This is a genomic window from Sorangium sp. So ce381, from assembly GCF_051473845.1.
Taxonomy (GTDB): Bacteria; Myxococcota_A; Polyangia; order Polyangiales; family Polyangiaceae; genus Sorangium; species Sorangium atrum.
In genome coordinates this window covers 5,770,162-5,784,280 of the sequence record NZ_CP150336.1, presented here as the reverse complement: position 1 = coordinate 5,784,280, position 14,119 = coordinate 5,770,162, and the positions used below count along the sequence as shown (strand labels likewise).

Below are 14,119 nucleotides of genomic sequence, written 5' to 3'. Positions count from 1 at the left end.
TCCGGTACTTCAGAGCTCGGGCTTGTGCCGGCGGCGGCCGCGTGTCCGCAGCGCGTGCTCCACGCCCGACTGCAGGGTGGCCTTCGTCACGAGCTGATCGAGGTGCAGGTCGAGCGCCACGAGCGTTTGCGCCACCTCTGCGCGGATGCCCGTGACGATCGTCCGCGTGCCGAGGAGCGAGAGCCCCATCGCCGCTTGCACGAGCATGCGCGCAACCGTCTCATCTACTGCTTTTATGCCGGTGATGTCAATGATGAGAGTGTCCGCCGTGCGCTCGCTCGCTCCGCGCAGCGCTGTCTCGACCGCTTGTCCGGCACGCTCGACGTCCACCGTGCCGATGAGGGGCATCACGAGGACGCCATCGATCATCGGAATGAGCGGAGCGGAGAGCTCGAGGAGCCGCTCCCGCTGGGCCGCGATGATCTGCTCTTGCAGCGCCGCCCTGGCCGCCTCGGCGCTCTCGCTCTGCACCAGCTGCTGCGAGAGCCGCTCGTTCGTGTCGCGCAGCAGCTGCACGGCCTGCGCCAGCGCCTCCTCCGCCTTGGCGCGCTCCCGGATCTCCTCCGTGAGCCTCGTATTCCGCTCCTCGAGAGCCCGCGTTGCGCGCCGGAGCGAGATCTGGGTGTGCACCCGCGCCAGGAGCTCGGTCTTCTCGAACGGCTTTGTCACATAGTCGACGGCGCCGACGCGGAAGCCCTGGATCCTGAACCTCGCCTCGGCGAGCGCCGTCATGAAGATGACGGGGATGCTCTGCGTCGCCGGATCGGCCTTGATCCGCCGGCACGTCTCGAACCCGCTGAGGCCGGGCATCAGAGCGTCGAGCAAGACGAGGTCGGGCTGGGCCCGGCTGGCCAGCTCGATCGCCTCCTCACCGTCGCGCGCGACGGCGACCTCCAGGCCATCGGAAATGAGCGCGCTCGACAGCACGGCCAGGTTGTCGGCGCTATCGTCCACGATGAGGACGAGCCCAGAGAGCGGAGTTTCTTGCTCTTGCATGGGATTCTGCCGGCTCAGCACGATCGAGCGAGCCTCGTGCGCCCGGTCGGCGTGCCCCGGCGGATAGCGAGCGAGCAAATGCGTACACGGTGAGCTGGCGGCCCCGTCACAAGAAACATTCCACCTTCTCTTCTTCGGTTCGTACCACGGGCTGTTCAGCCTTAACATACCTTTTGTAGGCGGAAGCGGAGAGGGTCGTAGGGTGGGCGGAGAGGGTGGGCTGAGCCACACAGGTCCTCCCTTTCATCTACGTACGCATGAGTACGCATGAGATGGGCGCTTTCCGCCTCGTTCCGAGGTCCCGTGTCGGCTCGCCTCACTTGCTTTCGTTCGCGGGGAGTCCTCCGCTTTTTTCGGCGCTCACGCTCCATCCCCATCTCCAGCCGCTGGAGCTCCTCGCGCTCGGGCGCCCTGAGCGCTGCCGGCCGCTGGCCTGTGCTCCTGCCCGCCTGGGCTTCTCGCGAGATGAATGTGCGCGCGAGTCGGCGCACCTAGCGCATCGTGGCCTGCGCTCCTCCCGCGTCCAGAACCGGGAGGGAAGCGCTCGGGGAACCCGTCGTCAGCAACCCGGAACGGAAAGGTGGAGCACGTGAGACACGGAGGTGCTCGGGTGTGGCAGGGGCTAAGAGGGGCTGCGATGCTCGGGATGGCGCTGGCCGTCGGCTGCACGACCGGAGGCGGTGGTGGCCAGGGGGGCGCGGGGGGCGCGGGGGGAGAGCCGGCGACCGGCGGTGGCGGCGGGCAAGGAGGCGCGGGGGGAGAGCCGGCGACCGGCGGTGGTGGCGGGCAAGGAGGCGCGGGGGGAGAGCCGGCGACTGGGGGCGGAGGCCAGGGAGGCGCGGGGGGAGAGCCGGCGACCGGGGGCGGAGGTCAGGGAGGCGCGGGGGGAGAGCCGGCGACCGGGGGCGGAGGTCAGGGAGGCGCGGGGGGAGGGCCAGCGACCGGGGGCGGCAGCGCCGCTATTTGCGAGCCGGGGTCGCAGCTGAGCTGCTATTCGGGGCCCCCGGGCACGCAAGGCGTAGGGCTCTGCACCGCCGGTGCTCAAACCTGCCTGCCCGACGGATCCGGCTATGGCCCGTGCACCGGCGACGTCACGCCGTCGGCCGAAGACTGCATCACGGAGGCCGACGAGGACTGCGACGGCACGGGGCAATGCTCGCCTCCTCCGCTGTGGTCCGCCGCTCTGGGCGGCGATGGAGCTGACGCCGCCTACGGCGTCGCAACGGACGCCGCGGGCAACCTCTATGTGACGGGCGCGTTCGAGGGGACGGTCGATTTCGGGGCGGGGCCGCTCGTGAGCGCAGGATCTACGGATGTGTTCGTGCTCAAGCTCGACCCGGCAGGCCATGCGATATGGAGCAAACGATTCGGCAGCATCCCCTACGGGGAAGCAGGAACCAAGATCGCGCTCGACGCGAGCGGCAATATCTTCCTCGGCGGAAACTATGGCGGCGCCCTCTTCGACGGGCTGCCGCGGCCTGTCGACTTCGGAGGCGGCCCGCTCCCCTGGGTCAGTGACTCCTCGCGGACCGCCGTCTTCTTCGTCAAGCTCGATCCGGACGGGAACCACATCTTCAGCCGCGGATACATCACCGGTAGCTCCGCGCTCTCGATCAACCTGCGAGGCATCGCGGTGGGCGCCGCGGGCACCTCCGCTGCGCTGTTCGTCTACCCGAGCTCCGTCGACACCGACATGACCGTGAGGACATTCGATGCGGCGGGCGAGTACATGTGGGGGTTCTCCCATCGGAGCTTCGAAAGTCCAGGCGGGATCGCCATGGACAGCGCCGGCAACGTCCTGGCGGCCATGGGGCACGCGGACGGCCAAGGGCTATGTCCCTGCGCCTACTATTTCCATGTCGAGAAGCGAGCCCCTACGGGCACGCTGCTCTGGCGAAAGCTCCTGTCCGGACCGGTGCCATTCTCGGACGATGGAGGAGAGGCAAAGGATGTCGCAGTCGACCCCGAGGACAATGTCCTTGTCGTGGGCCGCAGCCTGGGAAATCTGGATCTCGGCGGTGGGCCAATCCCCGCCAGGACGCACTTCGTGGCGAAGCTGAGCCCGCTCGGCGACTACCTCTGGCATCGAGAGGCGCCGAGCGACGCCGTGGTGACGGACTCCGCCGGCAACATCATCACCCTGGGAGGGCAGTCCCTCGTCAAATTCGATGCTTCCGGCGCGGAGCTCTGGCGCCGCAAGTCGACGAACACGCGCGCCCCGGTACGAGGCATGACGACGTATCGCGACGGCCGTATCGCGCTCGTAGGCGACTTCATGGGCACAGCCGACTTCGGCACCGGTCCGCTCACCGCGGCGGGCAAGGACGGCTTTGCCGCGGTCTTGGCCCCCTGACGCACGCGAGCGCGCCTGCGCCAGGGGGTGACGACCGCACCGGCGCCATTGCGTCCCGCGCCGCGGGGCGGCGGCTGTTCGCGTGACACCGCCCGGGGTCCGTCCCCGCGCGGCGCCACGCGAGCACCCGCCGGGGCCCGCGAGCCCCAGCGGGCCGCGCGGCGGGCGTCTGCGCATGGCGGCCGATGACCGGACCGGCCAGATCTCCGCCTTCCGCCCCGCGGCTCCCGCGCATCCCACGAAAGCCTGGACAGTCACGCGAGCGCCGAGGCGCGCTCGGACCGCTCCAGGCGCCGGGCGGCGGGGTGAGGGGCCTCGCGAAGGGGCGCGCTTCGCGACGAAGTAGGTTAGAGTGCGCGCCATGCCTGATTTCGCCAAGCTCGCCGCCGCGGCCTCGATCGCCCGCGGCCTCGCCATGGACGCCGTCCACGCCTGCTCATCCGGTCACCTCGGCCTACCGCTAGGGGCCGCCGAGATCGGGGCCGCGCTCTACGGCGACATCCTCCGCCACGATCCGAGCGAACCGCACTGGTTGAACCGCGATCGTTTCGTCCTGTCCGCAGGCCACGGCAGCATGTTCCTCTACGCCTGGCTGCACCTCTCCGGCTATCCGGTGTCGCTCGACGACGTCCGGCGCTTCCGGCAGTGGGAGTCGAAGACGCCCGGCCACCCGGAGTACCATTACACCGAGGGTGTCGAGGCGACGACGGGCCCGCTCGGCCAGGGCGTGGGCAACGCCGTCGGGCACGCGGTGGCCGCCAAGATGCTCGCCGCGCGTTACAACACGCCGGAGCACACGATCTTCGATCTCCAGGTCTACTGCCTCGCCGGCGACGGCTGCCTCCAGGAGGGCGTGGCCGCCGAGGCGGCCTCCTTCGCGGGGCATTTCAAGCTCGACAACCTGATCCTCATCTACGACGCCAACGACGTCACCCTCGACGCGATGGCCATCAAGACCCAGAGCGAGGACACGGCGAAGCGCTTCGAGGCCTACGGCTTCGAGGTGCTCCACATCGAGCAGGGCAACGATCTGGAGGCCGTCCACCGGGTGCTCGGCCAGGCGCGGGCGTCGAAGAGCGGAAAGCCGAAGTTCGTCGTCGCCCACACCCTCATCGGCAAGGGGATCCCGGAGGTCGCCGGCACGCAGAAGGCGCACGGCGAGGGCGGCACCAAGTTCGTGGATCAGGCCCGCAAGAACCTGGGGCTGCCCGCGGAGCACTTCTACGTCAGCGAGGAGGTGAAGCAGTTCTTCGCGACGCGCAAGGAAGAGCTCGCCAAGGTGCGCGGGGCGTGGGAGGCGACCTTCCAGGCCTGGCGCGCGAAGAACCCGGAGCTCGCCCGCCAGCTCGACGACGGCCTCGCGAAGAAGCTCCCGGCGGACCTCGACGCGCGCGTCCCCGCCTTCGCCGCCGGCACCAAGGTCGCCACGCGCAAGGCCGGCGAGACCGTGCTGCAGGCGGTCGCCGAGGCGGTGCCCGCGCTCATCGGGTCGAGCGCCGACCTCTACGGCTCGACGTTCAACTACATCGCCTCGAGCACCGACTTCGATCCGGAGCACCCCGGCGGCCGGAACATCCGCGCCGGCATCCGCGAGCACGGCATGGGGGCGATCATGAACGGCATCGCGTACCACGGCGGCCTGCGGCCGAGCGGCGCGACGTTCCTCGTGTTCGCGGACTACCTGCGGCCGAGCGTCCGCCTCGCAGCGCTGTCGCACCTGCCGGTCATCTACATCTTCACGCACGACTCGGTGGGCGTGGGCGAGGACGGGCCGACGCACCAGCCCGTGGAGACCGTCGCCGGGCTGCGCGCCATCGTCGATCTGGACGTCATCCGGCCGGCGGACGCCGAGGAGACGGCCGGCGCCTGGATCTCCGCGCTGGAGCGCAACGACGGCCCGACGGTCCTCGCGCTCACGCGCCAGGCCGTCCCGCTGCTTCCGGGCGACGCCGCCGCGAAGCGCGAGGGCGTCCGGCGCGGCGCCTATGTCCTTGTCAAGGAGACGGCGGCGCTCGAGACCATCCTGATCGCGACGGGCAGCGAGGTGCAGCACGCGGTCGAGGCCGCGAAGCGGATCGGGCCCGGCGTCCGCGTCGTCTCGATGCCCTGCGTGGAGCGGTTCGCGCGCCAGGATCACGCCTACCGTGAGGCCGTGCTGCCCGCCGCGTGCACGCGGCGCGTGTCCATCGAGGCGGGCGTCACCTTCGGCTGGCACCGGTGGGTCGGCTTCAAGGGGATCGCCCTCGGGATCGACCGCTTCGGTACGAGCGCCCCCGGCGACATCGTGATGGATCGGCTGGGCATGAACGCCCAGGCGGTGGTGCAGGCGGTGCAGGACCTCGTGCCCTGACCACCTGAAGGAGCGAGGGAACGCCGGGAAGCAATATTCCTCGGCGTTCCCGGCGCGGTTTCCATCTCCCGTTCCGCTGCCGACCGGCCGGCGTTATAGTTTGCCGCGGTGCGCTGCCCGCTCTGCACTTCGCCGCTCGCCTACATCCATGGCCACGCCGCCTGCGTGAACAGCCGTTGCCCCCTGTTCGGCGCCAACCAGGCCGAGTGCTGCACCGGCGAGACCGCGGAGAGCTGCCCTGCCGCGGCCGACGGCGGCGCGGCGCCGCGGCCATCCTACGGGACACCGGGGCGAGGCGCGCGATGACGCGGGCGCTGGTCGTTCACGAAGGCCGGGTGAGGGACGAGAGCGCTGGACGCCGCTCCCCGCCGAGCTAAAAGCCGGCCGTGCCGTCGGGCGACCTGATCTCGCAGCTCCTGGCCCTCTTCGCGGTGCTCGGGGTCGGCGTGCTGCTGCGGGCGCTGGGCCGGGCCGGCCAGGCGGACGCCGCCGTGCTGCAGCGGCTGGTCATCGACGTCACCACGCCCGCGCTGATCGTCACCGTGCTCCGCCGCTCGGGCATCGGTCACGGCGCGTGGGGCGCGGTCGCCGCGTCGACGGTCGCGCTCTTCGCGTGCGCCCTCGCCGGGGTCGCGGTGGCGCGGGCGCTCGGGCTCCCGCGCGCCGCGCAGGGCGCCGCCGGCCTCGTCGGCAGCTTCTCCAACACCGGCTTCCTCGGCGTCCCCGTCGTGCTGGCCCTCTACGGCGACGCGGGCGGCGCGGCGGGGACGGCGATCCTCGTCGACAGCATCGTCACGGCGTTCCTCCTGTGGACCTTCGGCGTAGCGCTCGCCGCGCGCATGGGCGGGGGCGGCGGCGGGGGTGGGCGGGGCCTGCTCGCGGTGCTCCTGCACCCCAACGTGCTGTCGATCGCCGTCGGGCTCACGCTCCACGCTGTGCCGATCCCGCTGCCGGTGTGGTTGGAGCACGCGCTCGGCGCGCTCGGGAGCGCGACCCCGACGCTCGTGTTCCTCGCGCTGGGCCTCAGCCTCGACCTTGCCTCGCTCCGCGGCCGCGTGCGGCCGCTCGCGGCCGTCGCCGCGGTGAAGCTGCTCCTGTCGCCCGCGGTCGCGCTCGGCGCCGCGGTCGCGCTCGGCCTGAAGCGGCCCACCTCCGAGGTGGCGGTGCTGCAGTCCGCCATGCCGACGTCCATGGTGTCCGTGATCGTCGCCGCGCGGTACGGCTGCGACGGCCAGTTCGCCGCGGCCACCGCGGTCGTGACCACGCTCGGCGCGCTGGCGACCCTGCCGATCCTGGTCGAGGCGCTGCGCCGGATCGTCCCGTAGCGCGCCCTCCGCTTCCCCGCTCATCAGGCACCGATCTCTGGAGCATGCCTGTCGCAAACGAGACGAAATTCCATACCGCCACCGCGCGTCCATGAGCTTTGAAGATCGGCTCGATGATCATCCGCACGGCGGCCTTGACCACGCGATCCCGAACCGTGGAAATGCCCGTGGGATCTCCCCGACTCGAGCATTTCCCCAGGTGTCTCATCCGCAGCCATCGGTGCGGCGCGCAACCGCTTGACCGGGATGCCCGGTCTCCAGGCGAGGGGCCCCGCCAGGTGCAGGCGAGTTTTCGCTGTGCCTACATCAGGCGCGAGCGAGCTACCTGACGCGACCCAATTCGACGCAGAGCGCAGGTCCCGCGCAGGTGTGAGCGCCACCACGCGCCCAATCGCTGAAAGCCGAGCTCAGCAAATCGGCTTGGCAATGCTGGACGGAACATGTAAGTGTCCGGCGTGTAATAGTGAATGTACACGACCTGAGCGCGATGGCCACTGGCGAGCTGAAAGGGTAGATCCGATGATCCCGCGGGGCATGGACATCGATGGACTGCAGGCGGAGCTGGAGCGGCTCCGCTGCGAGGTCAAGGCGCTGGAGCAGCGCGCCCAGGCCGCGGAGGCGCAGGCGGCGCTGTATCAGGGCGTCTTCGAGCACCTGCCGGTCCCGTCGGCCCTCTACGGCGCCGACGGCGTACTTGTGGACATCAACCGGCGGAACCGCGAGATACTGGCCGTGCCGTCGAAGGATGCCATGGTCGGCAAGCATAATATGTACGAGGACCCTGTCGCCATGGCGGGCGGATACACTGCCCACTTCGATCAGGTGATCCGGAGCGGCGGAGGCGTGATCATGGCGCCGACCGCGTACAACACGGCCGACGCCGGCCTCGAGCGCACCGAGGACCGCACCGTCTGGACCGAGACCAGGATGTCGGCGGCCGACGTGGGCGACGCGCGCTACGTGATCGGGATCAACCTCGACGTGACCGACAGGATGCGCGCCCAACAGGCGTACCAGGACAGCACGGCATTCGTCACCGCACTCGTGGAGCACGCGCCCAGCGCCGTGTACGTCAAGGATCTGAACGGCCGCTATGCGCTCGTCAACAGGCACTTCGAGCGGCTCATGGGCCTCTCCCGCGACGCGGTGCTCGGGCGCGCCGATCGCGACGTCATGCCCTCGGAGCTCGCCGAGGCTTTTGCGCAGTCGGAGCGGCAGGTCATCGCGACGGAGGCGCCGCTCGTCAAAGAGGAGCAGCTCCTGCTCGAGGGCCGCGTCCATTCCTTCGTGACGAACAGGTTCCCGCTGCTGGATTCACGAGGCAGGCTGCATGCGGTGTGCGGCATCTCCGTGGAGGTCACCGAAAGCCGTGCGGCCGAGGCCGAGGCTCAGCGGCTTCAGGACGAGATCATCCACCTGCAGGAGGCCAGGCTGCGCGCCCTCTCCACGCCGCTGCTGCCGATCGCGCGCGGCGTGGTGGTGATGCCGCTCATCGGCAACATCGATGCGCCGCGGGCTCAGCAGGTGCTCGAGATCCTGCTGGCTGGCATCGTCGCCCACCAGGCCTCGATGGTGATCCTCGACGTTACGGGCGTGCCGACCATCGACGCCCAGGTCGCGAGCGCGCTTGTGCGGACGGCGCGCGCGGTGAACCTGCTGGGCGCGCAGGTGCTCCTGACGGGGATCCAGCCCGCGATCGCGCGGACGCTCGTCGAGCTCGGGGCGGATCTGGGCGGGCTCCTGGTGCGGTCCACGCTCGATTCGGGCATCGCGTATGCCCTCTCGCCTCGCCCCGGTCGCGCGAGCGGGCAAGCCGCCCCGGGCGCGTGAGCGGGCAGGCCCGCGTGTCGTCGAGCGGAGGCGATCCCTTCGATGTGCGATCAGGAGTGCCCGTTGCCAGCGCCCCATGGGCGATCGCGAGCAACCCGGTACCAGCGCGCCCTCACGCCCCGACCTGGTAGACGCGCCGGTACCCTGCCTCCACGTCGGTGATCGTCACCTCGACGATCCCGTGCGAGGTGATCGCGTACTGCTCCTCGATCAGCGGCCCCTCGTTGCCCATGCGCTCGACGGTCACCCCGCCGAGCTCGGCCGCGCGATCGCGGAGCCGCCTGTCGAAGGGGAACACGACCTCGTTGAACGCCGTGATGTCGCCGTGGGGCACGCCGAGCCGGTCGAGCGCCGCGCACTCGACGAACCGGTAGCGGCCGACGTTGTGCGCCGCCCGGTACACGCGCCGCGAGACCACCGGCGCCTCGTGGCTCGACGGGATGCGCGCCTCCCGGTCGAAGATCGGGTCGAAGACCACCTCGTCCCCGCCGCTGCCCTCCCGGAACACCCCGAAGTGGCGCGAGAGCCGGTCGGAGAGCTCGAAGCCCGCGTCCTCGTCGACGGCGATGGCCAGGCCGATCGCGATCGCCGCCGAGGGGTAGGGGGAGCGATGGACGCGGCGCCCGAAGCGCTCGCGCAGCGTCCGCGCGACGATGGGCAGCGAGCTCGCGCCGCCGACCACGTAGATCCCCGCGATGTCGGCGAGCGCCTCGCCCGCGCCGGCGTCGAGGCGCGCGATCACCGGCTGCATCGCCGCGATGGTCGACTCCACGAGGGGCACGCACCGGTCGTAGTAGTCGGAGGTCGCGATCGTCACCTCGCGGGCGGGCGAGAGGTCGCCCAGGCAGGCCTCCAGGTCGATCACGATGCGCCGGGAGTTCGGGTTGAGCCGCTCCTTCGCCTCGCGGCACTGGTCCGCGAGCGCCGCGAGCGCGCGCGCCGGCAGGCCATCGCGCTCGATCTTGCCGGCGTCGAGCGCCATCGAGGCCAGCGCGGCGTCGAAGTCGTCGCCGCCGAGGTGGTTCAGGCCCGCGGTCGTCACGGCGTCGTGGCTGCGCCCGGTCATGTGGACGAGCGACGCGTCGAACGTCCCGCCGCCGAGGTCGTAGACGACGATGTGCTCGCGCTTCGACGTGATGGTGCTGCGGTGGCGGTGCGTGTACTCGAAGCCGGCGGCCGACGGCTCGTTCAGGAGCGCGATGACCTCGAAGCCGGCGCGGCGGAACGCGTCGAGCGTCACGAACCGCTGCGACCCGTGCGCGTTGGCCGGGGTCGCCACGACCGAGATGAGGCGCCCGTCGTCGTCTTTCTTGGGCCGGTTCGACCGGTTCAGCACGGCGTCGCGGAGCGACCGCAGGAACAGGGTCAAGAGATCGAGCACCCGGAGCTTCGTCCCGCCGATCTCGACCTCGACGTCGGGCGACGCGCGCGGGCCGGAGAGCACGCGCTTGAACGACCGGAGCACCGTCCACTCGGGGTCCGAGGCGACCGCCAGGGCGTCGAAGCCGAACCGGAGCTCCCCCCGCCGCTCGGCGGCCACGGAGGGGTAGAAATCCACGGTGTCCCCCGCCGCGTCCTGGAAGCTGACGACAGGGTAGTTCCCGCGATCGCAGCACGCGACCACGGTCCGTGTGGTTCCGAAATCGATCCCGAGGCGCAAGGTGGGGTCTCCTCCGGCCCCATGCTGCCACATCCGGCCGCCCGCGGTGAAACTCTGCGAGGTCAGTCGGCTTCCAGCGCGAAGGCTCCGTCGTAGATGGCATCGACCGAGACCTGCGCGCCGTTCGCCAGGGAGATCGTGTCGCCACGCTCGAGCACGCGATACCGCCAGGAGCCGTCCCCCTCGCGTCGATAGTGCTCGATGCGCACGTGCCACGGTGAGACGAGCAGGTAGTCCGTCAGGCAGGGGAGACGCTGGTATCCCTCCCACTTCTCGCCCCGATCGAAGGCCTCGGTGCTGCGCGAGAGCACCTCCACGATGGCAGTCGGGTTCGAGAGGACGTCGCCGGCACCTGGCTCGGTCTGCACGCCGCACACGACGACCGCGTCCGCGTAAACGTAGCGCTCTCCCTGCTTGGCCGAGATCCGTTGATCGGACGAGAGCACGTGACACCCCTTGCCGTGCACGGCCGCGCGGAGCTCTGCGCCCGCGGCGGTCGACAGGAAGTTGTGCCGCGGGCTGCCGCCGGCCATCGCGAAGACCTCGCCGAGGTGGTACTCGTGCTTCGCGGGCTGCTCGCGCTCCCACGCCAGGTACTCGGCGGCGCTCATGCGTCGGCTGGCGGCGGCATCGCCCATGGCACGCACCTTAGCGCAGCGACCGATGGCTGGCGACAGGCGAGGGAACCGCTGGCGTGCCGCGCGCGCCGCCGCCGGCCGACGCATGAGCGGACGAGGGGACGGCCAGCGTCCCCTGTTCAGCGCTTGAGCCAGTGCCCGTAGGGCGGCGGGAGGACGCGGCTCGGCTGCTCCACTCCGAGCTTCTTGGCCGCGTGATAGGTCCAGTGCGGGTCGTCCAGGAGGGCGTGCGCCAGCACGATGAGGTCCGCCTGGCCCTCCTTCAAGGCTGCTTCGGCCTGCTCGGGCTCGTTGATGAACCACCCCGCGGCGACCGGCAGCTCCGCTTCCTTCCGGATGCGCCCGGCGTGCGGGAGCAAGAAGCCAGGGCCCCAGGGGATCTTCGAGAGATCGGGCACGGCGAACCCGTGGCTCGCGTCGAGAAGATCGAGGCCGGAGGCCTTGAGCCGCCTCGTCAGCTCGATCGACTCCTCGACCGTGACGCCGCCGTCCACCCAGTCCGTGATCGAGAGGCGGATCGTCAGCGGCAAGCGCTCCGGCCAGACGTTTCGCACCGCCTCGAACGTCTCGACCAGGAAGCGGATCCGGTTGTCGAACGACCCGCCGTACTCGTCGGTGCGCGCATTGGCGAGCGGCGAGTAGAAGCTGTGCGCCAGATAGCCGTGGGCGAAGTGCAGCTCGAGCCACTGATAGCCCGCCTCGCGCGCCCGCCGCGCGGCGGCGACGAAATCGCCCTTCACGCGCTCGATGTCGGCCTTCGACATCTCCCTCGGCACCTTGGGGAGGTTCGCTCCGAACGCCTTCGCCGAGGGCGCCAGCGTCTCCCAGGCGCCCTCGTCCTGCGTGAGGTGATCGTCGCCCTCCCAGGGCCGGTTGGCGCTCGCCTTCCTCCCCGCGTGCGCGAGCTGGATCCCCGCGACCGCGCCCTGCTCCTTGACGAACGCGACGATCCGCTGGAGAGGCTCGATCTGCCCGTCTTCCCACAGACCGGCGTCTCTAGGGCTGATGCGGCCTTCCGGGGATACCGCCGTCGCCTCGGCGATCGCCAGGCCGACTCCGCCCCTCGCCATCGAACCCAGATGAACGAGGTGCCAGTCGGTCGCGTACCCGTTCCTGGAGGAGTACTGGCACATGGGAGAGACGACCACGCGGTTGCGCAGCGTCACGTCCTTCAAGCGAAAGGGCTCAAATAACCTCGTCACGGAGACCTCCTTGTCAAGCCGGCGCAGCTTTGCACGCCTCCGCTCCCCGCGGGATGCCTGACGCTACTTTTTCTCGCCCTGCTTGTCGCCCGTCGCGCCGCCGCTCGCCTCCACGAGGGAAGGTGGCGGGTCCGACTGGACCGTCTTCGCGTCGCCGGGCTCGAGCGTCACCATCATGGTCCGGTTGCCGCGCTCCGGGTCCACGAACGTCACCTCGTGCGACCCGGGCGCGACCTTGCGCCCCGAGATCGGCGTCGTCCCGATGGGCTTGCCGTCCAGCAGGATCTCGGTCGGCTGCGCGGCGATCACGTCGAGCATCGGCGCGTCGTCGAGCGGCGGCTCGGGCTCCGGCTCGGGCTCGGCCGCGATCGGCGCGGGTTGCGGGGGCTCCTGCGGCGGCTTCGGGGCGCCGCCGCAGCCGGCGATGGTGAGGGTGACGAGGAAGGTGGAGGTGCGAAGCATGGACCCGAAGCTAGACAGGAAACGCGCGGGAGGAAATGGTGAGGGCGACGCCTCGCGCGACCTCGCGCGGCGGCAGCCCGCGGCCAGGCGCCGCGCAACCCGGGGGATCCCCCGGAGACGGCGGTGTGCTACCGTCCCTCCATGCAGCCACCGCGAGCCGGCGCCGGGAAGGAGACCGCCATCCTCAGCCGCATCATCCGCCCCGAGCGAGATGATCTCTCCCCGGAAGCTGCCCGATCGATCCTGCAGCTCGCCTTCGACGAGCAGGATCGCGCGCGGATGCACGAGCTCGCCCAGAAGGCGCAGCTCGGCGACCTCACCGCGGAAGAGCAGGCCGAGCTCGATGGATACTGCCGCATCGGGCGGCTCGTCGACCTCATGCACTCGAAGGCGCGGCGATCGCTGAAGCGGGCCGGGCTCGCCGCGTAGACCCGGGATGGACGCCGCGCTCGTCGCGTCCGTCACCCGACGCGCACACGCCGTCTGCGAATATTGCCAGCTCCCACAATCGGTCTCGTCGATCCCGTTCGAGATCGATCATATCGTGGCGCAGAAGCACGGCGGCCCGACCGTTCTGGAGAACCTCGGGCTGGCGTGCTTCTACTGCAACAGCCACAAGGGCCCCAACATCGCCGGGATCGATCCGGCGTCGGGCCGGATCGTCAGGCTTTATCACCCGCGCAAGGACAGGTGGAACAAGCACTTCCGCTGGGATGGGCCGCTCCTCGTGGGCCTCTCTCCGGTCGGGCGCGCCACCCTCGCCGTGCTCGCCATCAACCACCCTGACGCGGTCACCTTGCGAGCTTCCCTGATCGAGGAGGGGCTCTTTCCCCCGACCGAGCGATCGCTCGGTCATCCGCCGCCGCTGCCGTAAGGGCGCGTGATGATCTCGAGGAAGTGCCCGGCTGGATCGGGGAAGTAGACCCCGCGCCCGCCGTCATGGTGGTTGATCTCCCCGGGGTGCTGCGCTCTGGGATCTGCCCAGTAGGGGATCTGGCGTTCGCGGATTCGACCGAAGATCTCGTCGAACTCGGCCTCGCTGACCAGGAAGGCGAGGTGCTGGGAGCGGATCTCGCCAGGGGTGTCCATGAAGTCGAGCGTGACGTCGTTGTCGAGGCGCACCGTCAAGAAGTGCCCGAACGGCACCGGCGCCGAGAGGCCCAGGATCTCGGCCAAAAAGGCGGCGGATGTCGTCTTGTCCCGCGCCGGGACGATGGTGTGATTGAGCTGGACGGCCATGCTCGCTTCCTCCCTTCCGTGGGCGGTTGCCCATCTCCGGTGGATCTTGAGCGATCTCGCGGCG

Annotated in this window: 13 protein-coding genes; 7 read left to right on the top strand and 6 right to left on the bottom strand. The window is 70.4% G+C overall.

From position 1 onward, the window contains the following. Nucleotides 1-9: 9 nt before the first annotated feature. Nucleotides 10-996 (bottom strand): response regulator, encoded by a 987-nt coding sequence (locus WMF29_RS21785; protein WP_437330669.1) that lies wholly within the window; start codon nucleotides 994-996, stop codon nucleotides 10-12. 637 nt (nucleotides 997-1,633) lie between these two features. On the opposite strand from WMF29_RS21785, the gene WMF29_RS21780 reads away from it, so the two are divergent. The 5 genes from WMF29_RS21780 to WMF29_RS21760 all read left to right on the top strand — a co-directional run bounded on the left by WMF29_RS21780 (nucleotide 1,634) and on the right by WMF29_RS21760 (nucleotide 8,854). Further along, the gene (locus WMF29_RS21780; protein ID WP_437330668.1) at nucleotides 1,634-3,349 is read left to right on the top strand and encodes a hypothetical protein; all 1,716 of its coding nucleotides are present in this window, start codon (nucleotides 1,634-1,636) and stop codon (nucleotides 3,347-3,349) included. Nucleotides 3,350-3,710: 361 nt separating this feature from the next. Next, nucleotides 3,711-5,699 carry a transketolase gene (gene tkt, locus WMF29_RS21775; protein WP_437330667.1) on the top strand — a complete coding sequence of 663 codons (1,989 nt, stop codon included), beginning with the start codon at nucleotides 3,711-3,713 and terminating at the stop codon, nucleotides 5,697-5,699. Between the two features lie 108 nt (nucleotides 5,700-5,807). Then, nucleotides 5,808-6,005 (top strand): hypothetical protein, encoded by a 198-nt coding sequence (locus WMF29_RS21770; RefSeq protein ID WP_437330666.1) that lies wholly within the window; start codon nucleotides 5,808-5,810, stop codon nucleotides 6,003-6,005. Between the two features lie 80 nt (nucleotides 6,006-6,085). Then, a complete protein-coding gene (locus WMF29_RS21765) occupies nucleotides 6,086-7,024 on the top strand; it encodes an AEC family transporter (protein WP_437330665.1) in 939 nt (312 codons plus the stop codon). A gap of 534 nt (nucleotides 7,025-7,558) precedes the next feature. Further along, a complete protein-coding gene (locus WMF29_RS21760; protein WP_437330664.1) occupies nucleotides 7,559-8,854 on the top strand; it encodes a PAS domain-containing protein in 1,296 nt (431 codons plus the stop codon). 112 nt (nucleotides 8,855-8,966) lie between these two features. Here the strand turns inward: WMF29_RS21760 and WMF29_RS21755 are convergent, their stop codons facing one another. The 4 genes from WMF29_RS21755 to WMF29_RS21740 form a co-directional block, all read right to left on the bottom strand. Then, nucleotides 8,967-10,514: an Hsp70 family protein gene (locus WMF29_RS21755; protein ID WP_437330663.1), complete on the bottom strand. Its 1,548-nt coding sequence runs from the start codon at nucleotides 10,512-10,514 to the stop codon at nucleotides 8,967-8,969. A gap of 62 nt (nucleotides 10,515-10,576) precedes the next feature. Beyond that, nucleotides 10,577-11,152: a Uma2 family endonuclease gene (locus WMF29_RS21750; protein WP_437330662.1), complete on the bottom strand. Its 576-nt coding sequence runs from the start codon at nucleotides 11,150-11,152 to the stop codon at nucleotides 10,577-10,579. Nucleotides 11,153-11,271: 119 nt separating this feature from the next. Next, nucleotides 11,272-12,354 carry an NADH:flavin oxidoreductase/NADH oxidase gene (locus WMF29_RS21745; RefSeq protein ID WP_437330661.1) on the bottom strand — a complete coding sequence of 361 codons (1,083 nt, stop codon included), beginning with the start codon at nucleotides 12,352-12,354 and terminating at the stop codon, nucleotides 11,272-11,274. Nucleotides 12,355-12,417: 63 nt separating this feature from the next. After that, entirely contained in the window at nucleotides 12,418-12,816 is a 399-nt protein-coding gene (locus WMF29_RS21740; protein WP_437330660.1) for a PEGA domain-containing protein, read from the bottom strand. 141 nt (nucleotides 12,817-12,957) lie between these two features. Here WMF29_RS21740 and WMF29_RS21735 point away from each other — a divergent pair, with 141 nt between their 5' ends. Beyond that, complete coding sequence (locus tag WMF29_RS21735; RefSeq protein ID WP_437330659.1) at nucleotides 12,958-13,245, top strand: hypothetical protein; 288 nt, start codon at nucleotides 12,958-12,960, stop codon at nucleotides 13,243-13,245. Between the two features lie 7 nt (nucleotides 13,246-13,252). Next, on the top strand, nucleotides 13,253-13,690 hold the full coding sequence (locus WMF29_RS21730) for an HNH endonuclease (RefSeq protein ID WP_437330658.1): 438 nt from the start codon (nucleotides 13,253-13,255) through the stop codon (nucleotides 13,688-13,690). On the opposite strand, the gene WMF29_RS21725 is transcribed toward WMF29_RS21730, so the two are convergent. After that, complete coding sequence (locus tag WMF29_RS21725; RefSeq protein WP_437330657.1) at nucleotides 13,669-14,055, bottom strand: VOC family protein; 387 nt, start codon at nucleotides 14,053-14,055, stop codon at nucleotides 13,669-13,671. The genes WMF29_RS21730 and WMF29_RS21725 overlap by 22 nt on opposite strands. Nucleotides 14,056-14,119: the final 64 nt, after the last annotated feature.